21 protein-coding genes are annotated in these 22442 nt (G+C 69.0%); 13 read left to right on the top strand and 8 right to left on the bottom strand.

The window, feature by feature from the left end; all coding sequences use genetic code 11:
- Nucleotides 1-51: 51 nt before the first annotated feature.
- Entirely contained in the window at nucleotides 52-1287 is a 1236-nt protein-coding gene (gene queG / locus WS45_RS22940; RefSeq protein ID WP_059690578.1) for a tRNA epoxyqueuosine(34) reductase QueG, read from the bottom strand.
- A gap of 17 nt (nucleotides 1288-1304) precedes the next feature.
- Here queG and tsaE point away from each other — a divergent pair, with 17 nt between their 5' ends.
- Both tsaE and WS45_RS22930 read left to right on the top strand, forming a co-directional pair.
- On the top strand, nucleotides 1305-1856 hold the full coding sequence (gene tsaE, locus WS45_RS22935; RefSeq protein ID WP_059701820.1) for a tRNA (adenosine(37)-N6)-threonylcarbamoyltransferase complex ATPase subunit type 1 TsaE: 552 nt from the start codon (nucleotides 1305-1307) through the stop codon (nucleotides 1854-1856).
- Entirely contained in the window at nucleotides 1838-3364 is a 1527-nt protein-coding gene (locus WS45_RS22930) for an N-acetylmuramoyl-L-alanine amidase (protein WP_059527826.1), read from the top strand. Before tsaE ends, WS45_RS22930 begins: the two co-directional genes overlap by 19 nt.
- 45 nt (nucleotides 3365-3409) lie before the next feature.
- Here the strand turns inward: WS45_RS22930 and WS45_RS22925 are convergent, their stop codons facing one another.
- Entirely contained in the window at nucleotides 3410-4288 is an 879-nt protein-coding gene (locus WS45_RS22925; protein WP_179949149.1) for an EamA family transporter, read from the bottom strand.
- 248 nt (nucleotides 4289-4536) lie between these two features.
- Here WS45_RS22925 and WS45_RS22920 point away from each other — a divergent pair, with 248 nt between their 5' ends.
- Together WS45_RS22920 and trxA are read left to right on the top strand one after the other, a co-directional pair.
- The gene (locus tag WS45_RS22920) at nucleotides 4537-5421 is read left to right on the top strand and encodes a pirin family protein (RefSeq protein WP_059701818.1); all 885 of its coding nucleotides are present in this window, start codon (nucleotides 4537-4539) and stop codon (nucleotides 5419-5421) included.
- A 52-nt stretch (nucleotides 5422-5473) separates the two neighbouring features.
- Complete coding sequence (trxA, locus tag WS45_RS22915; protein ID WP_059527834.1) at nucleotides 5474-6322, top strand: thioredoxin; 849 nt, start codon at nucleotides 5474-5476, stop codon at nucleotides 6320-6322.
- Between the two features lie 103 nt (nucleotides 6323-6425).
- Here trxA and tcdA read toward each other — a convergent pair whose 3' ends face one another.
- Complete coding sequence (gene tcdA, locus WS45_RS22910; RefSeq protein WP_059527837.1) at nucleotides 6426-7283, bottom strand: tRNA cyclic N6-threonylcarbamoyladenosine(37) synthase TcdA; 858 nt, start codon at nucleotides 7281-7283, stop codon at nucleotides 6426-6428.
- A gap of 128 nt (nucleotides 7284-7411) precedes the next feature.
- Between tcdA and pdxH the strand changes: the two genes are divergently transcribed.
- The 3 genes from pdxH (at nucleotide 7412) to WS45_RS22895 (ending at nucleotide 10747) form a co-directional block, all read left to right on the top strand.
- Entirely contained in the window at nucleotides 7412-8056 is a 645-nt protein-coding gene (pdxH, locus tag WS45_RS22905) for a pyridoxamine 5'-phosphate oxidase (RefSeq protein WP_059527840.1), read from the top strand.
- 130 nt (nucleotides 8057-8186) lie between these two features.
- A complete protein-coding gene (locus WS45_RS22900; protein WP_059527843.1) occupies nucleotides 8187-9407 on the top strand; it encodes an SAM-dependent methyltransferase in 1221 nt (406 codons plus the stop codon).
- A gap of 23 nt (nucleotides 9408-9430) precedes the next feature.
- Complete coding sequence (locus tag WS45_RS22895) at nucleotides 9431-10747, top strand: DUF72 domain-containing protein (RefSeq protein ID WP_059701816.1); 1317 nt, start codon at nucleotides 9431-9433, stop codon at nucleotides 10745-10747.
- A 54-nt stretch (nucleotides 10748-10801) separates the two neighbouring features.
- Here WS45_RS22895 and msrA read toward each other — a convergent pair whose 3' ends face one another.
- On the bottom strand, nucleotides 10802-11362 hold the full coding sequence (msrA, locus tag WS45_RS22890; protein WP_059701814.1) for a peptide-methionine (S)-S-oxide reductase MsrA: 561 nt from the start codon (nucleotides 11360-11362) through the stop codon (nucleotides 10802-10804).
- A gap of 565 nt (nucleotides 11363-11927) precedes the next feature.
- On the opposite strand from msrA, the gene WS45_RS22885 reads away from it, so the two are divergent.
- From WS45_RS22885 to WS45_RS22875, 3 genes are all read left to right on the top strand, one after another.
- Nucleotides 11928-13334, top strand: a complete 1407-nt coding sequence (locus tag WS45_RS22885; RefSeq protein ID WP_059701812.1) for a selenium-binding protein SBP56-related protein — start codon at nucleotides 11928-11930, stop codon at nucleotides 13332-13334.
- The gene (locus WS45_RS22880) at nucleotides 13331-13996 is read left to right on the top strand and encodes a hypothetical protein (RefSeq protein WP_059690586.1); all 666 of its coding nucleotides are present in this window, start codon (nucleotides 13331-13333) and stop codon (nucleotides 13994-13996) included. The genes WS45_RS22885 and WS45_RS22880 overlap by 4 nt, the downstream gene beginning before the upstream one ends.
- A 274-nt stretch (nucleotides 13997-14270) precedes the next feature.
- On the top strand, nucleotides 14271-14780 hold the full coding sequence (locus WS45_RS22875; protein ID WP_059465659.1) for a flavin reductase family protein: 510 nt from the start codon (nucleotides 14271-14273) through the stop codon (nucleotides 14778-14780).
- On the opposite strand, the gene WS45_RS22870 is transcribed toward WS45_RS22875, so the two are convergent.
- Nucleotides 14767-15267 carry an Lrp/AsnC family transcriptional regulator gene (locus WS45_RS22870; RefSeq protein ID WP_044844460.1) on the bottom strand — a complete coding sequence of 167 codons (501 nt, stop codon included), beginning with the start codon at nucleotides 15265-15267 and terminating at the stop codon, nucleotides 14767-14769. The genes WS45_RS22875 and WS45_RS22870 overlap by 14 nt on opposite strands.
- Nucleotides 15268-15397: 130 nt before the next feature.
- Between WS45_RS22870 and kynB the strand changes: the two genes are divergently transcribed.
- From kynB to kynA, 3 genes are all read left to right on the top strand, one after another.
- Nucleotides 15398-16039, top strand: a complete 642-nt coding sequence (gene kynB / locus WS45_RS22865) for an arylformamidase (protein WP_059701810.1) — start codon at nucleotides 15398-15400, stop codon at nucleotides 16037-16039.
- Between the two features lie 40 nt (nucleotides 16040-16079).
- Nucleotides 16080-17333 (top strand): kynureninase, encoded by a 1254-nt coding sequence (gene kynU, locus WS45_RS22860; protein ID WP_059527860.1) that lies wholly within the window; start codon nucleotides 16080-16082, stop codon nucleotides 17331-17333.
- Nucleotides 17334-17426: 93 nt separating this feature from the next.
- Complete coding sequence (gene kynA, locus WS45_RS22855) at nucleotides 17427-18353, top strand: tryptophan 2,3-dioxygenase (RefSeq protein ID WP_059701808.1); 927 nt, start codon at nucleotides 17427-17429, stop codon at nucleotides 18351-18353.
- 27 nt (nucleotides 18354-18380) lie between these two features.
- Here kynA and WS45_RS22850 read toward each other — a convergent pair whose 3' ends face one another.
- From WS45_RS22850 to WS45_RS22840, 3 genes are all read right to left on the bottom strand, one after another.
- On the bottom strand, nucleotides 18381-19778 hold the full coding sequence (locus tag WS45_RS22850; RefSeq protein ID WP_059701960.1) for an MFS transporter: 1398 nt from the start codon (nucleotides 19776-19778) through the stop codon (nucleotides 18381-18383).
- Nucleotides 19779-20018: 240 nt separating this feature from the next.
- A complete protein-coding gene (locus WS45_RS22845) occupies nucleotides 20019-20963 on the bottom strand; it encodes a ketopantoate reductase family protein (protein WP_059701807.1) in 945 nt (314 codons plus the stop codon).
- A 13-nt stretch (nucleotides 20964-20976) separates the two neighbouring features.
- Nucleotides 20977-22428 carry an aldehyde dehydrogenase family protein gene (locus WS45_RS22840; RefSeq protein ID WP_059701805.1) on the bottom strand — a complete coding sequence of 484 codons (1452 nt, stop codon included), beginning with the start codon at nucleotides 22426-22428 and terminating at the stop codon, nucleotides 20977-20979.
- Nucleotides 22429-22442 lie beyond the last annotated feature (14 nt).

The following is a 22442-nucleotide window of genomic DNA, read 5'->3' as shown; positions in this document are numbered from 1 at the left end:
ACCGGTGAAACGCGCGGCGCCCCCGCGCGCCGACGACACTTTACGCCGCCTTCATGCGGCACGCAGCGCCCATTCGACATGCTCGCGCACGACCGGCGACGGATCGTCGGCCCGTGCACGCAACGCGGCGACGATCGCGTCGCGCGCATCGGGCGCGAGCCGGTCGGCCGGTGCGCGCAACGCATTGCCGAGGCCGACCGCCAGATTGCGCAGCCAGCTTTCGTATCCGATGCGCCGGATCGCGCTGCCCTGCATGCGCGTGTCGAACGCGTCGGCATCCCAGCCGAACAGCTCGACGAGCGTCGCGCGGTCGAGCCCGTGCCGCACGTCGAAATCGGCGACGGGCGCGGCCTGCGCGAACTTGTTCCACGGGCACACGAGCTGGCAGTCGTCGCAGCCGTATACGCGGTTGCCGATCATCGGCCGCAGCGGCTCCGGAATGCTGCCTTTCAGTTCGATCGTCAGGTAGGAAATGCAACGGCGCGCGTCGACGCGATACGGTTCGACGATCGCGCCGGTCGGGCACGCACCGATGCAGCGCGTGCAACTGCCGCAGTGCGCGCCGGGCGTCTCGGGCGCGACGTCGGGCGCGGTTTGCGCGTCGGTCGGCAACGGCACGTCGACGTAGATCTCGCCGAGGAAGAACAGCGAACCCGCGTCGCGCTGCAGCAACAACGTGTGCTTGCCGCGCCAGCCGACGCCGGCCTTCTGCGCGAGCTCGACCTCGAGCACCGGCGCCGAATCCGTGAACACGCGGTAGCCGAATGCGCCGATCTCGCGCTCGATGCGCTCCGCGAGCGTCTGAAGCCGGTTGCGCAGCACCTTGTGATAGTCGCGGCCGCGCGCGTAGATCGACACGACGGCCGCCTGCGGATCGTCGAGACGCGCGCGCTCGCGTGCGCGCCAGTCGTGCGGCACGAGCGCGCCGGATGACGCGTCGGGGGTGTCGGCGGCGAGCGTTTCGGCCGGCAGATAGGCGAGTCGCGCCGAGATCACGCGTCGCGTACCGGCCACAAGTTCGGCCGGCCGCGCGCGTTTCATCCCGTGTTTCGCCATATAATCCATTTCGCCGTGGTACCCGGCTTCCAGCCAGGCGGCGAGGCCCGCTTCGGCATCCGAGAGATCGGTATCGCTGATGCCGATCGCCCCGAAACCCAATTCGCGCCCCCACGCCCTGATGCGCGCGGCGAGCGCTGTCAACGTCGCATCATCGAGCGCGCATGGCGTCGCGCCTTCGGCACGTGTCGAAGGTCTGTCGGATGCGGCGAGTTCCGGTAATCGGTTCATCGCACTATTTTACGAGAATGCCAGCCACGCCCCATACGCCTCATGCCGACACGCTGCCCGTCCCGCTCGCGGAGCGCGTGATCGCACTCGCCGACGAAGCGGCGACCGAGGCCTTCGGCACCCGCTTCGCGCACGCGCTCGACGCGGCACGTAGCGAACTCGCCCATGCACACGCGTTCGACGGGTTGCAGATCCAGCTGATCGGCGACCTCGGCGCGGGCAAAACGACCCTCGTGCGCGCGATCCTGCGCGGCCTCGGCCACCACGGGCGCGTGCGCAGCCCGACCTACACGCTCGTCGAACCATACGCATTCGCACGCGACGATGGGGAACTTGAGGTCTATCACTTCGATCTGTATCGATTCAACGATCCGGCCGAATGGTCCGACGCCGGCTTTCGCGAATATTTCAATTCCAGCGCGATCTGCCTCGTCGAATGGCCGCAACAGGCGGGCACCCTGCTCGGCGTGCCCGATCTGGTTTTCTCGCTCGACGTGGATGGCGACGGCCGCGCCCTCACCGTCCGGGCGTTCAGCGCTTCAGGAAAGGCATGTCTCGAAAGATGTTGATCAAACCGTTCCGCTCGATCGAATCGGCGGCTACCGCGACGCACAACTGGCGGCGCCGTCAGATCCTGCGCGCGGGCGCGTCGACGCTGGTGCTCGGTCTCGCCGCGCCGCGGCTCGCGCACGCATCGTCGGTGCTCGGCGTGCGCGTGTGGCCCGCGCGCGATTACACGCGCGTCACGATCGAATCCGACCAGCCGCTGCAGAATAGCCAACAGCTGTTGCAGGGTCCCGACCGGCTCGTCGTCGACCTGAACGGACTCGATCTCGACCAGGCGCTGCGCGACCTCGTGTCGAAGATCGCGCCGAACGATCCGCAGATCCAGTCGGTGCGCGTCGGCCAGTATCAACCGCACGTCGTGCGGATGGTGTTCGACCTGAAAGGCTCGGTGAAGCCGCAGGTGTTCACGCTGCCGCCGGTCGGCACCTACAAGTACCGGCTCGTGTTCGACCTGTATCCGGCCGTCGCGCCCGATCCGCTGACCGACCTGATCGCGCAGACGGAGCGCAAGGAGCAGGCGCTCAACGACAGCGCGCGCGCGCAGCAGGTGCAGCCGCCGACCACGCTCGCGGGCCCCGCCGCGCCGCCGCCCGCCGCGGGCGACAACAGCGACGCATTCTTCCAGCGCTTCGCGCAGAACACGCCGACCACCCCGCGCACGCCGCCGGCCGCCGCGACACCTTCCGCGCCCGCGAAGCCGGCCGTCAAGCCGCCGCCCGTCATCGCACGCCGCGACGACAGCGAAGACGACGGCGACACCTACAAGTTCACCGCGCCGAAATCGGGCAAGGGCGGCACCGTGCGCCTGCTGACGGTCGCGATCGATCCGGGCCACGGCGGCGAGGATCCGGGTGCGATCGGCGGCGGCGGCACGTACGAAAAACACATCGCGCTCGACATCGCGAAGAAGCTGCGCGCGAAGATCGACGGCGCGCCGAACATGCGCGCGATGATGACGCGCGACGCGGATTTCTTCGTGCCGCTGAACGTGCGCGTGCAGAAGGCGCGCCGCGTCGGCGCCGACCTGTTCGTGTCGATTCATGCCGATGCATTCACGACACCGTCCGCGCGCGGCTCGTCGGTGTTCGCGCTGTCCGATCACGGCGCGTCGAGCGCCGCGGCACGCTGGCTCGCGAACAAGGAGAACTCGTCCGACCTGATCGGCGGCATCAACATCAAGACACAGGACGCGGCAGTCAGCCGCGCGCTGTTCGACATGTCGACGACCGCGCAGATCCGCGATTCGCTGCGCTACGGCAACTACGTGCTGAAGGAAGTCGGCGGCATCAACAAGCTGCACAAGGGCTCGGTCGAGCAGGCCGGGTTCGCGGTGCTGAAGGCGCCCGACATTCCGTCGATCCTCGTCGAGACCGCGTTCATCAGCAACCCTGACGAAGAACGCCGGCTCAACGACGACAGCTATCGCGACGAGATGGCCGACGCGATCTTCCGCGGCATCAAGCGTTACTTCGCCGCGAATCCGCCGCTCGCGAAGAACCGGATGGCCTGACCGGCCGCCCTTCCCCGCCGCCGGCACGCGCTGCGTGCCGGCGCGTCACGACGTCGCGAAGCGGCGCACCAGCTTTCCGCCGAACACGTTCACCGCGAGCCCGCCCATCACGAGCGCGGCGCCGATCAGCTGCGCGTCCGTCAGATGCTCGTCGAGCAGCAGCGCCGACGACGCCAGCCCGACGACCGGCACCAGCAGCGAGAACTGCGCGACCTGCGCGGCCGGATAGCGCGACATCAGGCGGCTCCACAGGCCGTAGCCGACGAGCGTCGCGACGAACGCGAGATAGACGACCGCGAAGATCGACGCGCCGTCGAGCCCGGCCAGCGCGGCGCCGATTCGCTGCGGCCCCTCGAACCAGAGCGACAGCAGGAAGAACGGCACGGGCGGCACGAGGCTCGCCCACACGACGAGCGACACCAGATTGGCCTTGCCGACCTTCTTCGTGACGATATTGCCGAACGCCCACATCGCGGCCGAGCAGATGGTCAGCAGGAAGCCCGCGAGCGTCATCGCGCGGCCGCCCTGCGCCGCGATCACCACGAGCCCGCCCGCGGCGATCGCGAGCCCGATCAGGTTCTGCACGCGCAGCCGCTCGCCGAGGAACACCATCGCGAACACGAGCGTGAAGAATGCCTGCGACTGCAGCACGAGCGACGCAAGGCCGGCCGGCATGCCGACGTACATGCCGGTGAACAGGAACGCGAACTGGCCGAGCTGGATCGTCGCGCCGTACAGGATCAGCATCCGCCACGGGATCTGCGGCCGACGCACGAAGAACACCGCGGGCACCGCCGCGAGCGTGAAGCGCAGCGCGCCGAGCAGCATCGGCGGCATGCCGTGCAGGCCGACCTTGATCACGACGAAGTTCACGCCCCACGCCAGGATCACGACCAGCGCGAGCAGCAAGTCCTTCGGGGCCATCATCGGCGTCTCCTCAATTGTCGGATGGTTTCCTGAAGCCGCTCAGTCTACCCAATTTCGCCGTGCGGCCCGATACCCGCGCGGCGCGCATGGAATCGGCGACGGGCAACGACATGGCGGCCGCACGACGCGTGCCCGCACGTCCGCATCGCGGGGAGGAAACATTGCGCCCGCGCCCCGTCACGCACGTCGCCACCGCGCCGCCAGTACAATGACCGGCATTCCAGCCGTTGCCCACGAGGCCCGCCATGACCGATTCGATCAAAGCCCTGCTCAAGCCGCATGTTCGCGACATCGGCAACCTGCAGGTGCGCCGCACGCTGCCCGCGCTCGCCGCGCGCCTCGTCGGTCCGTTCATCTTCTTCGATCACATGGGGCCCGCGACGCTGCCGGCCGGCACCGGGCTCGACGTGCGCCCGCACCCGCACATCGGGCTCGCCACCGTCACCTATCTGTTCGACGGCGCGATCCTGCACCGCGACAGCCTCGGCTCGCTGCAGGAGATCGTGCCGGGCGACGTGAACTGGATGACGGCCGGTCGCGGCATCGTACATTCGGAGCGCACGCCCGACGCTCAGCGCGCGAGCGGCCACACGGTGCACGGGATCCAGACCTGGGTCGCGCTGCCCGTCGCCCACGAGACCACCGAGCCGTCGTTCGAGCACCATGCGGCCGACACGCTGCCCAAGCGCGACGAGAACGGCGTGTCGCTGACGGTGATCGCCGGCGACGCGTTCGGCCTGCGCTCGCCCGTCACGACGTTCTCGCGCACGCTGTACGTGGCCGCCGAATTCGCGGCCGGCGGCCGCCTCGAACTCGACGCGTCGCACGAGGAGCGCGCGGTCTACGTGGTCGACGGCGACCTCTCGATCGACGGCACGCCGGTGCCGGCCGAACAGATGGCCGTGCTCGCGCCCGGCGCCACCGTCACGCTCGCGAGCGGCGGCGGCGGCGCGCGCGCGATGCTGCTGGGCGGCGCGAAGATCGACGGCGAGCGCTTCATCGAATGGAACTTCGTCGCCAGCAGCCGCGACGCGATCGAGCGCGCGAAACAGGCGTGGACGAACCAGGAAATGGGCAAGGTGCCCGGCGAAACCGAGTGGATTCCGCTGCCCGAATCGAAGCCGCGTTGAAAAAGGGGCACGCTGCCCCCATCCTGACGACATTCGAACGGAAGAGAACGACATGGACACCACGCTTGCCACTTTCGAGAAAGACGTCATCGAGGCGTCGCTGGACACGCCCGTGCTGGTCGACTTCTGGGCGCCGTGGTGCGGCCCCTGCAAGACGCTCGGTCCGCTGCTCGAAAAGCTCGAAGCCGACTACGAAGGCCGCTGGAAGCTCGTGAAGGTGAACGTCGACGAGAACCAGGAACTCGCCGCGCACTTCCAGACACGCAGCATCCCGCACGTGATCGCGTTCGCCGACGGGCGTCCCGTCGACCAGTTCATCGGCGTGCTGCCGGAAGGCCAGTTGCGCGCGTTCCTCGACCGGCTGCTGCCGGCGCCCGACGAAGCCGAGCGCCGCGCCGCGCAAGACGCGATCGCCGAATCGCGCTACGACGATGCGCTGACCCACCTCGAAGCGGCGCTCGCGCTGAACCCCGGCTTCGACGATGCACGGCTCGACCTGGTCGAACTGCTGCTCGCGAACAACCAGGTGGACGCCGCGCGCGCCGAGGCCGAGCGCCTGTCGCCGCAGACCATACAGAGCGGCGATCCGCGCTACCAGGCGATCAAGACCCGTTTCGATGCGCTCGACGCGACGGCCGACCTGCCGCCGACCGACGCGCTCGAAGCGCGCATCGCGGCGAATCCGGCCGATCTGGACGCACGCTTCGACCTCGCGCAGAGCCTGATCGCGCGACGCGCATACGAAGGCGCGCTCGAGCAGTTGCTGGAAATCGTGTTGCGCGACCGCGCGTATGGCGACGACCTCGGCCGCCGCACGATGATCTCGGTGTTCGAGCTGGCGGGCGATCGCCCCGAACTCGTCGCCGCATGGCGGCGCAAGCTGAGCATGGCGCTCAACTGACGAACGACCGGCCGGGCCGCGACGGCCTGGCCGAATCGCCTTGTCGCGGCACGGCGGATCTGCCGCGCCGCGACATTCCTCCGCGTGTCGATCTGCTCGCCGATCAGCCCGCGGCGCGCGCCGCGACTGCCCGCAGCGCATGCGCGGCGGCCGCGAAGCCGAAGCTCGCGGTCACGCATACGCTCGAACCGAACCCCGCGCAGTTGAGCCCCGCGACATGCGCGGCGGCGGACGGCTCCGCGCCGTCCTCGATGTCGCACGCGGCCGCTTCCGGATAGATCAGCGGCTCGTCCGAATACACGGCGCTCACCTTGAAACGCGCCTTCGGCCCGCGCGGAAAGCCGTGCTGCTTGCGCAACTGCGCGCGCACCTTCGACAGCAGCGGATCCTGGATCGTCAGCGCGAGATCGTCGATGCGGATGCGCGTCGGGTCGAGCTGTCCGCCCGCGCCGCCGACCGTGACGAGCGGCTGCCCTTTTGCGACGCACCACGCGATCAGCGCGACCTTCGTGCGCACGCTGTCGATCGCGTCGACCACGTAGTCGAAGCCGCCGCCGAGCAGCGCGTCGAAGTTGTCGGGTTCCGCAAAATCCTCGATCCGGTTCACACGGCACGCGGGATCGATCAGCGCGATCCGCTCGGCCATCGCGTCGACCTTCGGCTTGCCGTAATTGCCGTCGAGCGCATGGATCTGCCGGTTCGTATTGCTTTCCGCGACGTTGTCGAGGTCGATCAGCGTCAGCGTGCCGATCGCGCTGCGCGCGAGCGCCTCGGCCGTCCACGACCCGACGCCGCCGATGCCGATCACGGCGACGTGCGCGCGTTCGAACGCGGCGAGCGCGGGGGCGCCGTACAAGCGCGCGATGCCGCCGAAGCGGCGCTCGCGATCCACGTCAAGCTGGATTGTCGGGCTCGGGGTAAGATCAGAGGAACTGTGCGGGGCAGTGTCGGCAGCGGACATGGCAGCAAGGAAAACGTAAGTCGTGCAGCCCTCTATTTTGCCTGAACTCCCCGCCGACACGCGTCCCTGTGCACGCACGATTCTCGCGCGTTCGCTATACTGGCCCCAGATTGAAGCGTTTGCATAACATGACGACTCTCGCCGATCTCCGTATCAATTATTCGCGTGCTTCGCTCGACGAAGCCGATGCCGCCCCCAACCCCTTCGCCCAGTTCGATCGCTGGTTCAAGGAGGCGCTCGCCGCCAAGCTCCCCGAGCCCAACACGATGACGCTCGCCACCGTCGGCGACGACGGCCGGCCGTCGGCCCGAATCGTGCTCATCAAGGGTGTCGACGAACGCGGGTTCGTCTTCTTTACCAATTACGAAAGCCGCAAGGGCCGCGATCTCGCCGCCAATCCGCATGCGGCGCTGCTGTTCTACTGGATCGAGCTCGAGCGCCAGGTGCGCATCGAAGGCCGGATCGAGAAAACCAGCGCCGACGAAAGCGACCGCTATTTCGCGTCGCGCCCGCTCGGCTCGCGCATCGGCGCGTGGGCGTCCGAGCAGAGTGCCGTGATCGACAGCCGCGCGACGCTCGAAGCGCGCGAAAAGGCCGTGACCGAACGCTACGGCGAGAACCCGCCGCGCCCGCCGCACTGGGGCGGTTACCGCGTCGTGCCTGACGCGATCGAATTCTGGCAGGGCCGCCCGTCGCGGCTGCACGACCGCCTGCTCTATACGCGCGACGCCGCGGCAGGGTCGGGCTGGACGATCTCGCGCCTGTCGCCGTAAGCGCGGCTGCCGCAGTGCCGGCGCGCGCCGGCCGTGTCTCGTGTTGCATCCGGGCGCCCACGTCGCAAGGCATGGGCGCCGGTCAAGATACTTGGCTGTATTCGATTCAACGAACAAACGGAGAATCCAAATGTTCTGGGAAAAGAAGCTGGCACAGTGGGCGGACGAAGTACGGGCGAAAGCGAACATACCGGCGCGACTCGTGCTGTGGAACGGCGATCAACTCGATTTCGGCACCTTCAGCGCGCCGCAGGTCACGCTGAAGGTCAACAGCGCGTCGGCGTTGCCGCTGCTGCTCGAACCGAGCCTCGACAATCTCGGCGAGGCGTACGTGAAGGGCAAGATCGACATCGAGGGCAGGCTGTCGGACATCATCAACATCAGCTACTCGCTCGCGCGCAGCACGGTCACCAGCGCAAGCAAGCTCGCGCGCGTGAAGCGCTACTTCAATCACACGAAAAACACCGACAGGAAGGCGATCCAGTATCACTACGACGTCTCGAACGCGTTCTACCAGCTGTGGCTGGACGAAAACATGGTGTATTCGTGCGCGTACTTCGAGAACGGCGACGAGGATCTCTCGACCGCCCAGATCAAGAAGATCGACCATATCCTGACCAAGATCCAGCTCGAGCCCGGCCAGCGCCTGCTCGACATCGGCTGCGGCTGGGGCGCGCTCGTGCTGCGCGCCGCGCAGAAGTTCGGCGCGACGTGCCTGGGCGTGACGCTGTCGCAGAACCAGTTCGATCTCGCGACCGCGCGCGTGAAAGCGGCCGGGCTCGAGGACAAGATCGAGATCCGCCTGCAGGACTACCGCGAGATCGAGGGACAGTTCGACCGCATCACGAGCGTCGGGATGTTCGAGCACGTCGGCCGCAAGAACCTGCCGCTCTATTTCTCGCGCGTGCACGATCTGCTCACCGACGACGGCATCGCGATGAACCACGGAATCACGTCGACCGACGCGGAAAGCGGCGAAACGGCGCTCGGCGGCGGCGAATTCATCGACCGCTACGTGTTCCCGGACGGCGAGCTGCCGCACATCAGCCTCGCGCTCGAAGCGGCGCAGCGCGGCGGGCTCGAGGCGATTGACGTCGAAAGCCTGCGGCGGCACTATGCGCGCACGCTCGAAATCTGGACCGAGAACTTCGAGGCGAAGGCGGAAGAGGCGCGCACGCTCGTCGACGACGAAAAATTCCGCATCTGGCGCGTGTATCTCGCCGGTTGCGCGTATGCGTTCGAGCACGACGACGTGTCGATCTTCCAGATCGTGTGCCGCAAGGCCGGACGCAGCGCGAAAACGCTGCCGTGGTCGCGGCGCTACATGTACGAACACACGCTGCCGCGCTAGGCGGCACTTCACGCTGGGCATGCATGGGTGACGGCAGGACGCGGCGCGGCACGCCGCCGCAACGACAGCAGCGCGACGAACCGGACGAGTCGCACGCCGACGGGCAGTTCGACCTGTTCGGCGCGTCGCCCGACGACGCACGCGCGTCCGCGCCCGCGCACGACGACAACCCCGCAGGCGCCGGCGATCGCGCGACGCCTGACGAACACGACACCGAGCGACCGGCAAAGTCGCCCGCACGCGCCGGCCGTGCATCGCCCCGCCTTCCCGCCGACCAGGAACCGGAACCGCCGCCCGCCTCCGGCATGCTGTGGGACGAACCGCCGCCGGCCGCGCCGCCGAAGAAGGCCCGGCGTCGGCGCGGCGTGCCGCCCGCACCGGTTTCCGCGGAAGTCGCCGCCGCCGCGGCCGCGCTGCCGCCGAACGTGCGGCTCGGCACGTCGTCGTGGTATTTCCCCGGCTGGGACGGCATCGTCTACGACGGCGATTTCGCGCAGACGAAGCTGTCTCGCGAGGGGCTCGAGGCGTACGGCGCACATCCGCTGCTGAAGAGCGTGAGCCTCGACCGGTCGTTCTACGGACCGCTGTCGGTGGCCGACTACCTGCGCTACGCGCAACAGGTGCCGGACGACTTCCGCTTCGTCGTGAAGGCGCCGGCGTCCGTCACCGATGCGGTCGTGCGCGGCCGGCGCGGCGAGCCGTCGGGCCCGAATCCGACCTTTCTCGACGCGCAGCTCGCCACTCGCGAATTCGTGCAGCCGTGCCTCGAAGGGCTCGGCAGGAAGGCCGGCGTGCTGGTGTTCCAGTTTTCTCCAATGCCCGATCAACTGCTCGCCGAACCGGCCGCGCTGATCGACCGGCTGTCGGCGTTCTTCGCGGCGCTGCCGACGCTGCCGACGGACGCCGACGGCACGCGCTACGCAATCGAGATCCGCGACGCGAGCCTGCTCACGCCACGCTTCATCCGCGCGCTCGCGGCGCTCGGCGTGCGCTACTGCGTCGGCCTGCATGCGCGGATGCCCGACCCGCTGCGCCAGGCGGCCGCGCTCGCGCTGCTCGACGGCGACGCACCGGGCCCGCTGATCGTGCGCTGGAGCCTGCATGGCGGCTTCAAGTACGAACAGGCCAAAGCGAAATACGAGCCGTTCGACAAGCTCGTCGACGAGGATCCGGCCACGCGCTCGGCGCTCGCCGAGCTGGCCGCGCGCTACGCGCTGGCCGGACAGCCCGTGATCATCACGATCAACAACAAGGCGGAAGGCTCTGCGCCGCTGTCGTGCCTTGCACTCGCGCGCGAGATCGCCGCCGCGTGCGCGCACTGGCGCAGCGAGGCGGCGTAAGCATCGCGGGCGCGGGCGCCGTTTGCGCGCCGGCGAACCGCGCCGGCAAACCGATTACGCGCCGCGCAGCGACTTCAGCCGGTGCGAGAACTTCTGGCGGAATTTCGCGAGCTTCGGCCCGATCACGACCGAGCAGTAGCCCTGCCCCGGATTGCGCGCGTAATAGTTCTGGTGATAGTCCTCGGCCGGCCAGTAGTTGTCGTCGAGCGGCACGACCTGCGTGACGATCGGCTGCCCGAACACCTGCTCGCGCTCCAGTTCGCGGATCACGTCGAGCGCGACGTCGCGCTGCGCGTCCGAATGCGTGAACACGACCGAACGGTATTGCGTGCCGACGTCGTTGCCCTGGCGGTTCAGCTGGGTCGGATCGTGCGTCGCGAAGAAGATCTCGAGGATCTCGCGATAACCGATGCGCGCCGGATCGAACGTCACGTTCACGACCTCCGCGTGACCGGTATCGCCCTCGCATACGTCGCGATAGCCGGGATTGCGCGTATGGCCGCCCGCATAGCCCGACTGGACGGCCGTCACGCCGTCGACGTCGAGAAACACGGCCTCCGTGCACCAGAAGCACCCGCCGCCAACAGTCGCGGTTTCAAGCATCTCGTTCACCATGAAATCATCACCTCGTTGATGACGACGGCCGGCACGCGGGCGCGCGCCGGCATCGCCGGTCCATATCGCCGCTGCCCGGCTGCGGCCCGGTTGCCCGGTGCGCAGCGGCAGCGTTCAAGTATCTCACTCGTGCGCGAATCCGGCAGAACCGCATGCGTGCCGCGCACCACCGGCCGCGCGTTTCTCGTCTACACTTAGGCACGCTTCGCCGTGACGGCACACCGTCCGGCTGCGCGCAGCGTCCGATGCATGCCCGTCCTGATGCCAACATCATCCGCCGGAACATCGATATGCACGCCTCAGCAGAATTCGCCCGCATCGCGGGCCCGACCGCCGGCGCTTTCACCGCGCCCGCGCCCTCGCGCCGCCGTGCGCCCGTTGCGCTGCGTGCGCGGCGATCCGGCGCACCGCCTTTCCCTCCTTTCCCGACCTGATGTACCGCGCGGCGCGTCCTCCAATCGCGCGAGGCCGCCCGTGCGTTCCCGTCACGCAACCCGTTCGACCCGCACGTTCGCAGCGAACGTCCGTGCGCCCGTGATCCGATTCGACCGAAAGAGGCACTACGATGAGCATGCGGCCTGACCCGACATTTCACGCTTCGCCGGAACTTGCGATGCAGGCGCCGGCGGAGGAATTCGCCTATACGTTGTTGCTGAGCTCCGATTTTTCCAGACCCGACGCACTCGCCGTGATCGACGTGAAACCCGGCTCGGCGACCTACGGCAAGATCGTGCACACGGTGACGATGCCGAACACCGGCGACGAATTCCACCACTTCGGCTGGAATGCGTGTTCGTCGTCGCTGTCGCCGCTGACCGGCCACGCGTTCCTCGAGCGCCGCTTCCTGATCATCCCGGGCCTGCGTTCGTCGCGGATCTACGTGATCGACACGAAGCCGCACCCGACGCAGGCGCGCATCCACAAGATCATCGAGCCCGACGATGTGTTCGCGAAGACCGGCTATTCGCGGCCGCATACGGTTCATTGCGGCCCCGAAGGCATTTACGTGAGCACGCTCGGCGGTGCGGGCAAGGACGGTACCGACGGCGCGCCCGGCATCTTCATCATGGACTGCGAGACGTTCGACGTGCTCGGCCGCTGGGAGATCGACCGTGGCCCGCAGGACAAGCATTACGACTTCTGGTGGAACCTGCCGCGCGACTACATGGTGTCGAGCGAATGGGCGCTGCCGCCGCAATTCGAGAACGGCATCGTGCCGGAAGACCTGCTCGCGAACCGCTACGGCCACCGGCTGCATTTCTGGGACCTGCGCGCGCGGCGCAACGTGCAGACGATCGATCTCGGCGCGCATCACCAGATGGCGCTCGAGGTGCGGCCCGCGCACGATCCGGTACGCGAATACGGTTTCGTCGGCGTCGTGGTCGACACGACCACGCTCGAAGGATCGATCTGGACCTGGTGGCGCGAGGACGGCCAGTTTCATGTGAAGAAGACCGCGACGATTCCGCCCGAACCGGCCGCGGCCGACGAACTGCCGCCGCTGCTCAAGAGTTTCGGCGCGGTGCCGCCGCTCGTGACCGACATCGACCTGTCGCTCGACGACCGCTTCCTGTACGTGTCGTGCTGGGGCACCGGCGAGATGCGCCAGTACGACGTGTCGGATCCGCATCACCCGGTGCTCGCGGGGTCGGTGCGTATCGGCGGGATCGTGCGCCGCGCGCCGCACAAGAACGGCCGCGCGTTCGCCGGCGGCCCGCAGATGGTGGAAATCAGCCGCGACGGCCGCCGCGTGTACTGGACCAACTCGCTCTACTCGACGTGGGACGACCAGTTCTATCCGGACGGCGTGCCGGCCGCGCAGGTGCTCGCGCATGCGGGGCCGGACGGCGGGCTGACGCTCGCCGACGACTATTGGGTCGAGTTCCCCGACGGCTATCGCGCGCACCAGATCCGGCTCGAAGGCGGCGACTGCTCGACCGACTCGTTCTGCTATCCGTCGGTCAAGCGTTGAGCGCAGGCCTCTCCGCGCCGCTCGCGCTGTGGGCGGCCGTGCTCGCGAGTGGCGTCTATCACGGGCTCAATCCGGCGATGGGCTGGCCGCTCGCGGTGTCGAACGCGCTGATGACGCGCCGCGACGGCGCGCTCGTCGCCGCGCTCGGCTATCTCGCGCTCGGCCATGCGCTCGCGGTATTCATGGTGATGCTGCCGTTCGGGCTGCTTGCCGCGCTGCTTGCGTGGCAGTCGGCGATCCGGATCGGCGCGAGCGCGCTCGTGATCGGCTTCGGCGTGGTGCTGCTGATCCGGCGGCGGCATCCGCGTGCGCTCGCGCGGATTCCGCCCGCGCGGCTCGGCCTGTGGTCGTTCGCGGTTGCGCTCGCGCACGGCGCGGGGCTGATGCTGGTGCCGATTTACCTCGGGCTCTGCGGGCTCGACCGGGACGCCGGCCATCGCGCGGCGGCCACGCTCGTCGATGCGCATCTCGGGATGGCACTCGTCGTCGCGGCCGTGCACGCGGCCGCGATGATCGGCGCAGGCGGCGTGCTCGCGTGGCTCGTGTACCGCTATCTCGGGCTGAAGTTCGTCGCGCGGAGCTGGTTCAATCTCGATGCGGTGTGGGCGTCCAGCCTGATCCTGACGGGTGCGCTGTCGCTCGGGCTGGCGGCGACGGCCTAGCGCGCGGCTCGGGGAGCGGCCTCGTGTGACGCGCAACGAAAGACGCGAAAACGACCGTTCCAGCACGGCGTCGGCGTCGCGCGACAGTGTTCGCTACCTCACGCTCGCCCCGCGATGCGCCGTCCGCACGGGTCCGGCAGTCGCGATTCCGCTAAAATCGGGCCATGCGCACCACTTCCCAACCGACCGCCCTGGCCTTGTCGCCTTTCGTCCGCCGCGCCCGTTGCATCCGCCGCGCGCCGCGCCCGTCCGTTTCGTTCCGGATGGCCGCCCGATGAACCACGCCACCCCGCCGGATTTCGACTCGGCCGCCTTTCGCCAGGCGCTCGGGCAGTTCGCGACCGGCGTCACGGTCATCACGACGCGTGCGCCGTCCGGGCAGCTGATCGGCATCACCGCGAGCTCGTTCAACTCGGTGTCGCTCGACCCGCCGCTCGTGCTGTGGAGCCTCGCGCACAAATCGGCGTCGACCCCGGTGTTCCGCAACAACAGCCATTACGTGGTGAACGTGCTCGCGGCGTCGCAACTCGACCTGTGCAAGCGCTTCTCGACCTACAAGGGCGACCGCTTCGAAGGGATCGCGCACGCGGCCGGCAACTCGGGCATGCCGGTGCTCGACGGCGCGCTCGCGTGGTTCGAATGCCACAACCGCAGCCGCTACGACGAAGGCGACCACGTGATCTTCGTCGGCGAAGTGGAACGCTGCGGCGTGCGGGCCGCGTCGGATGCCGCGGCGCCGCTCGTGTTCCACGGCGGCGGCTTCCACGGCCTCACACCGCTTTGATCGCCCCCATGCGCGCCAGCCCGACCGGCGCGCCCGCTTCGTCCTTCAGCGTCTGCAGCACGATGTTCGAACGGATGTCCATCACGCCCGGCGCCTTGTAGAGCCGGTTCAGCACGAAATCCGAGTAGTGCTTGAGGTTGTGCGCGAGCACCCGCAGCAGATAGTGGCTCTCGCCCGTCACGACGAACGCGCCGACCACCTCCGGCCATTCGCGCAGCGCTTCCGCGAAGCGCTCGTGCCATTGATTCTCTTCGTTGCGCATCGACACCTGCACGAACGCCTCGAGCTCGAAGCCGAGCTTCTCGCGGCTCAGGCACGCGCGATAGTGCTCGATCACGCCCTGCTCCTCGAGCAGGCGCATCCGGCGCAGACAGGCGGACGGCGAAAGCGAGATCCGTTCCGCCAGGTCGAGATTGCTGATTCTGCCCTCCTCCTGCAATACCGCCAGAATCCGGCAGTCGGTGGCATCGAGCGTGATCGCGTGCATTTTTGGTCCCCGTTTTCCCTCTGAGTCGAATTATCTGCCAATCGGGCGGATTGTCCATGTTTATTTCGCAAGCACTTTCTGCGAGCGTCCACCTATCATTCGAAGCATCGATTCACCGCTTCGTCATGCCATGGACACACTCTGGGACATCTCGCCGCCCGTCAGCCCCGCCACCCCCGTGTGGCCGGGCGACACGCCGGTTTCCGTCGAACGCGTCTGGCGGATGGAGGCCGGCTCGCCGGTCAACGTCGCGCGCCTGACGCTGTCGCCGCACACGGGCGCGCACTGCGACGCGCCGCTCCACTACGACGCCGACGGCGCACCGATCGGCGCGGTGCCGCTCGACACCTATCTCGGCCCGTGCCGCGTGATCCACTGCATCGGCGCGTCGCCGGTCGTGCGCCCGGCCGACATCGACGCCGCGCTGGACGGCGTGCCGCCGCGCGTGCTGCTGCGCACCTATGCGCGCGCCAGCATCGAGCAATGGGACAGCGGCTTCTGCGCGGTCGCGCCCGAAACCGTCGACGTGCTCGCCGCGCGCGGCGTGAAGCTGATCGGCATCGACACGCCGTCGCTCGACCCGCAGGAATCGAAGACCATGGATGCGCATCACCGCGTGCGCGCGCACCGGATGGCGATCCTCGAAGGGATCGTGCTCGACGACGTGCCGCCCGGCGACTACGAACTGATCGCGCTGCCGCTGAAGTTCGCGACGCTGGACGCGAGCCCCGTGCGCGCGGTGCTGCGCGCGCTGCCCGGCCGATCCTCCTGATTCACCGAACCACTGACCCGAGAACCACTGACCCGACATCATGATCAAGACCCGTGAAGACGCGCTCGCCCTCGACCGCGACGACCCGCTCGCCCCGCTGCGCGACCAGTTCGCGCTGCCCGACGGCGTGATCTATCTCGACGGCAACTCGCTCGGCGCGCAGCCGCGCGCGTCGGCCGCCCGCGCGCAACAGGTGATCGGCGCCGAATGGGGCGAAGGCCTGATCCGCAGCTGGAACACCGCCGGCTGGTTCGCGCTGCCGCGCCGCCTCGGCGACAAGCTCGCGACGCTGATCGGCGGCGCACCCGGCGAGACCGTCGTGACCGACACCATCTCGATCAACCTGTTCAAGCTGCTGTCGGCGATGCTGCGCCACCAGGCCGAGCGCGCGCCGGAACGCCGCGTGATCGTGTCGGAGCGCTCGAACTTCCCGACCGACCTGTACATCGCGCAAGGGCTGATCGAACAGCTCGGCGGCGGCTATGAGCTGCGCCTGATCGACGATCCGGCGGACCTGCCCGACGCGCTCGGCGCGGACACGGCCGTCGCGATGATCACGCACGTGAACTACCGCACCGGCTACATGCACGACATGCCGGCCGTCACGCAGCTCGTGCACGACGCGGGCGCGCTGATGCTGTGGGATCTCGCGCATTCGGCCGGCGCGGTGCCGGTCGACCTGAACGGCGCGCGGGCGGACGGCGCGGTCGGCTGCACGTACAAGTATCTGAACGGCGGCCCCGGTTCGCCGGCGTTCGTGTGGGTGCCGCACCGTCATCACGCGCACTTCTCGCAGCCGCTGTCGGGCTGGTGGGGCCATCGCGCGCCGTTCGCGATGCAGCCGGACTTCGCGCCCGATCCGGGCATCGCGCGCTTCCTCTGCGGCACGCAGCCGATGGTGTCGATGTCGATGGTCGAATGCGGGCTCGACGTGTTCCTGCAGACCGACATGCACGCGATCCGCCGCAAGTCGCTCGCGCTGACCGATGCGTTCATCGCGCTCGTCGAGGCACGCTGCGCGGGCCTGTCGCTGAAGCTCGTCACGCCGCGCGCGCATCACCAGCGCGGCTCGCAGGCGAGCTTCGAGCATCCGCACGGCTACGAGGTGATGCAGGCGCTGATCGCGCGCGGCGTGATCGGCGACTACCGCGAGCCGTATGTGCTGCGCTTCGGCTTCACGCCGCTCTATACGCGCTTCGTCGACGTGTGGGATGCCGTCGAGACGCTGCGCGACATCCTGGCCACCGATGCGTGGAAGGCACCCGAGTTCGCCGAGCGCGGCGCGGTGACCTGACCGGCTTTTTGCCCGGCGCGCGCCGCGGTGACATGCGGATTGCGCGCCGCGCCCCGTCATTCAATTCTGGAGAGAGTCGTGAATTCTGGTCATATGCAGCCACCCGGCGGCGACGCGCCGGCGGGCTGTCCGTTCTCGGGCGCACGCGCGGCCCAACCGGCACACGAAGCACCGCACGTGCCGGGCGATGCCTCGGACGAAGCCGGCTGGCACAACGCGCAGCTCGATTTCTCGAAATCGATGAGCTACGGCGACTACCTGTCGCTGAATTCGATCCTCGACGCGCAGCATCCGCTGTCGCCCGATCACAACGAGATGCTGTTCATCATCCAGCATCAGACGAGCGAGCTGTGGATGAAGCTCGCGCTGTTCGAGTTGCGCGGCGCGCTCGACGCGGTGCGCGGCGACGCGCTGCCGCCCGCGTTCAAGATGCTCGCGCGCGTGTCGCGCATTCTCGAGCAGCTCGTGCAGGCGTGGAACGTGCTGTCGACGATGACGCCGTCCGAGTATTCGGCGATGCGGCCGTACCTCGGCCAGTCGTCGGGCTTCCAGTCGTATCAGTACCGGCAGCTGGAATTCCTGCTCGGCAACAAGAACGTGCAGATGCTGCAGCCGCATGCGCACCGGCCCGACATCCTCGAACAGGTGCGCGCGACGCTCGAGGCGCCGTCGTTCTATGACGAGGTCGTGCGCCTGCTCGCGCGGCGCGGTTTCCCGATCGCACCCGAGCGGCTCGAGCGCGACTGGACGCAGCCGATGCGGCACGACGAAACCGTCGAAGCCGCGTGGCTCGAGGTCTACCGTCACCCGCAGCAGCACTGGGAGCTCTACGAGATGGCCGAGGAGCTCGTCGATCTCGAGGACGCGTTCCGCCAGTGGCGCTTCCGTCACGTGACGACCGTCGAGCGCATCATCGGCTTCAAGCAGGGCACCGGCGGCACGAGCGGCGCGCCGTATCTGCGCAAGATGCTCGACGTCGTGCTGTTCCCCGAGCTCTGGCACGTGCGCACCACGCTGTAACGCGCTCGTGCATCATGCGCCCGCGCGTCACGACGACGTGCGGGCCAGTTCCTCCCCGTCGCGCGGCAACGCGCGTTCGCGCGTGAGCCGCGGAATGTGCCGCCGCATCGCGAGCAGCGCGACGCACACCACACTCATCGCCGCGGCCAGCATCGTCAGGTACGCCGTCGCGCCGCCCGCGGTGATCACCATTGCGCCCGCGAACGCGCTGAGAATCGCGCCGAGCCGGCCGAACGCGAGCGCGCTCGCGGTGCCGGTCGCGCGCACCGCCGTCGGATAGATGTAAGCGCACAGCGCATACATCGTCGACTGCACCGCGTTGACGAACAACCCGTGCACGCCAAGCCCGACGATCAGCCAGCCCGTGTGGCGCCCCGCATCGACACCCATCAGCCACACCGCGCTCGCCGCGCCGCCGATGCTGCACAGCGCGAGCGGCCAGCGCGAACCCGCATGCGCGATCGCCCACGCGCACAGCAGCGCGCCGATCACGCCGCCGAGGTTGTACGCGGTGAGCCCGGCGCCCGCGACCGACACGCTCAGCCCGCTCGCGGCGAGCATCGTCGGCAGCCAGCTGAACGCCGCATACACGGCGAGCAGGCACATGAAGAACGCGCACCACAGCGCGATCGTGTCGCGCGCCTGGCCGCCGGCGAACAGCGCGCCGAACCCGCCTCGTGCGCCGGGTGCACGTGCATCGCGCAGATCGGTGAACGCGGTGCCGGGCGCGACCGGCCGCTGCATACGCGCGAGCAGCGCGCCGAGTTCCGGCCAGCGCGCGGGGCGACGCGCCAGGAAACGCGGCGATTCGGGCAACGCGCGCACGAGCACGAAGCCGAGCACGAGCGGCAGCGCGCCGCCGGCGAAGAACAGCCCGCGCCAGCCGTAGCGCGGCAGCACTTCGTGCGCGAACAGCCCGGCCAGCATGCCGCCGAGCGGCACGCAGACGATCGTCGCCGTCACCATCATCGTGCGGCGCCGCGCGGGCGTGTATTCGGCCGTCATCGTCGTGGCCGTCGGCAGCGCGCCACCGATCCCGAGCCCCGCGCAGAAGCGCAGCATCGCGATCGTCGCGACATCCGGCGCGAAGCCGATCGCGCAGGTCGCGATGCCGAACAGGAACACGCTGCCGATCACGGCCTGGCGGCGCCCGAAACGGTCCGCGACGATGCCCGCGCACGCGCTGCCGATGCCCATCCCGATCAGCCCGGCGGCCACCGCCGGCGCGAACGCGCCGCGCGTAATCCCCCATTCGCGGATCAGCACGGGAATCGCGAAACCGATCAACTGCCCGTCGAAGCCGTCGAGCACGATCGCGAGTGCGGCGAGCAGCACCACGCAACGCTGCATCGTCGTGAACGGTCCGTCGTCGAGCGTCGCGCCGATGTCGACCGGGGGCGGCTGCAATCCGTCGCGCGTGCTCATGCGACCTCCCGTGCGCCACGCGTCGGCGGCAACGTGCGCGCACGGCGCGCGGCAAGACAACGGCATTCGATGACTTTCATGGCGTCTCCAGTTGCCCGGGCTGGCGCTTGCGCGTGCCCGGATCTCGTGTTGCACGGGCGGTCGGCATCCGTGCATCGGCGCCGGCCCCCGTCTCGTCCAATCCAATCCGATCCGGCGACACCGCCTGCATGCGGCGCGAGCCCGCCGCCGGCGTGTTGCTCAGTCGCGCTGCGCGTCGATCAGCCTGACGAGCGCGAGCAGCGTATCGGTATGCGGCACCGCGATACCCGCCTCGCCCGCGGCCGCGACGACCTTGCCGCTGATCGCGTCGATCTCGGTGCGGCGGCCCGCGAGCACGTCCTGCAGCATCGACGGCCGATGGCCGCGATGCGCGTAAATCGCATGCTCGACGTTGCGCGCGATGCGCTCGCCGTCCACCGCGATGCCTTTCGCGCGCGCGACGGCGGCCGTCTCCGCCGCGATCGCCAGCGCGAGCCGTGGGCCGTCGGGTTCACGGCCGAGCTGGTCGACCGTGCAGCCCGTCGCCGCGCACAGCGTGTTGAGCGCTGCGTTGAACGCGACCTTTTCCCAGATCGCGGCCCACACGTCGGCATCGAGCGAACACGCGAGCCCGGCACGCGACAGCGCGTCGGCCACGGCCGCCGCGAACGGGCGCGCCGCGCCATCGGCCGTCATCATGCGGATCGCGCCGGCACCGTGCGAGCGCACGTGCCCGGCGCCGGCGAAGTCGGCCGGCCACGTCGTGACGCCGACCAGAATCCGCTCGAGCGGCACGAACGCGTTCAGCGTCTCGACGTTGCCGAGGCCGTTCTGCAGCGTCAGCACGTACGTGCGCGACGTCAACAATGCGCGCACGCCGTCGAGCGCCGCACGCGTGTGCAGCGATTTCGTAAAAACGATCAGCAGATCGAACGGGTCGTCGGGCGACGCGCTTGCTTGCGCATTCGCCGTTTCCGGCCGGACGGCCTGCAGCGCGCGGATGCGGCGTTCGCCGCGATCGTCGTCGATGCGCAGCCCGTCGCGGCGGATCGCATCGAGATGCGCATCGTTCACGTCGATCAGCGTGACCGCCTCGCCGTGCTCGGCCAGCAGCGCGCCGAACAGCGAGCCCATCGCACCGGCGCCGAGAATCGCAATCTTCATCGTCGGCGGCCTCTCAGAATGGATACTGGCGCGGCGCGGTCTGCACCGTGATCCAGCGTAGGTCCGTGAACGCGGCGATGCCGGCCTTGCCGCCGAAGTGGCCGAAGCCGCTGTCCTTCACGCCGCCGAACGGCATTTGCGCCTCGTCGTGCACGGTCGGGCCGTTCACGTGGCAGATGCCCGATTCGATGCTCGCCGCGACTCGCATCGCGCGGGCGACGTCGCGGCTGAACACGGCCGACGCCAGCCCGAATGCGTTGTCGTTCGCGCAGCGGATCGCGGCCGCCTCGCCATCGACCCGCACGATGCCCTTCACCGGCCCGAACGATTCCTCCGCGTAGATCCGCATCGCGGGCGTCACGTGATCGAGCAGCGTCGCCGGGAACAGCGTGCTGTCCGACTTGCCGCCGCACAACAGCGTCGCGCCGTGCGCGAGCGCATCGTCGATCAGCGCGTTGCAGCGCTCGACGGCCTTCATGTCGATCAGCGAACCGAGCACGACCGGCCCTTGGCGCGGATCGCCGAGCGGCAGCGACGCGGCCTTGGCGGCAAGCTTCGCGACGAATGCATCGGCGATCGACGCGTCGACGACGATCCGCTCGGTCGACATGCAGATCTGCCCTGAATTCGCGAATGCGCCGAATGCGGCCGCGGCGACCGCCGCATCGAGATCCGCATCGTCGAGCACGACGAACGGCGCCTTGCCGCCGAGTTCGAGCACCGACGGCTTCAGATGACGCGCGCACGCTTCGGCGACGATGCGCCCGACGCGCGTCGAGCCGGTGAAATTCACGCGGCGCACGGCCGGATGGGCGATCAACGCGTCGACGACGGCGCCCGCATCCTCGGGCGCGTTCGTCACGAAGTTGACGACGCCCGGCGGCAGCCCGGCCTCCTGCAGCGCCTCGACGATCAGCCCGTGCGTGACGGGGCACAGCTCGGAGCCCTTCAGCACGACCGTGTTGCCGCAAGCGAGCGGCAGCGCGAGCGCACGCGTCGCGAGGATCACCGGCGCGTTCCACGGCGCGATGCCGAGCACCACGCCGGCCGGCTGCCGCACGCCCATCGCGAGCGAACCGGGCACGTCGGACGGGATCAGCTCGCCGCCGACCTGCGTGGTCAGCGACGCGGCCTCGACGAGCCCGCTGGCTGCAAGGTGCACGTTGAAGCCTGCCCACAGCGCCGATGCGCCTGTTTCGGCCGCCATCGCGACGACGAACTGCTCGTGCTTCGCTTCGAGCGCGGCGGCAGCCTTCAGCAGCAGCGCGCGGCGCGCGCCGGGGCCGAGCGCGGCCCATTCGGAAAATGCGCGAGCGGCCGCGTCGGCCGCCGCGCGCGCATCGTCGACCGTGCCCGCGGGCGCGGCCGACGCGACGTCGCCGTCGAGCGGGTTACGGCGCACGAAGGTCGCGCCGCTGGACGAATGGCGGCGTTCGCCGCCGATCAGCATCGATACGGTTTGCATGGATTCTCCGGAAC

Source organism: Burkholderia sp. RF2-non_BP3, from assembly GCF_001522185.1.
Taxonomy (GTDB): Bacteria; Pseudomonadota; Gammaproteobacteria; order Burkholderiales; family Burkholderiaceae; genus Burkholderia; species Burkholderia diffusa.
The sequence above is the reverse complement of the archived record's forward strand: the minus strand, read 5'-3'. Positions and strand labels throughout refer to the sequence as shown.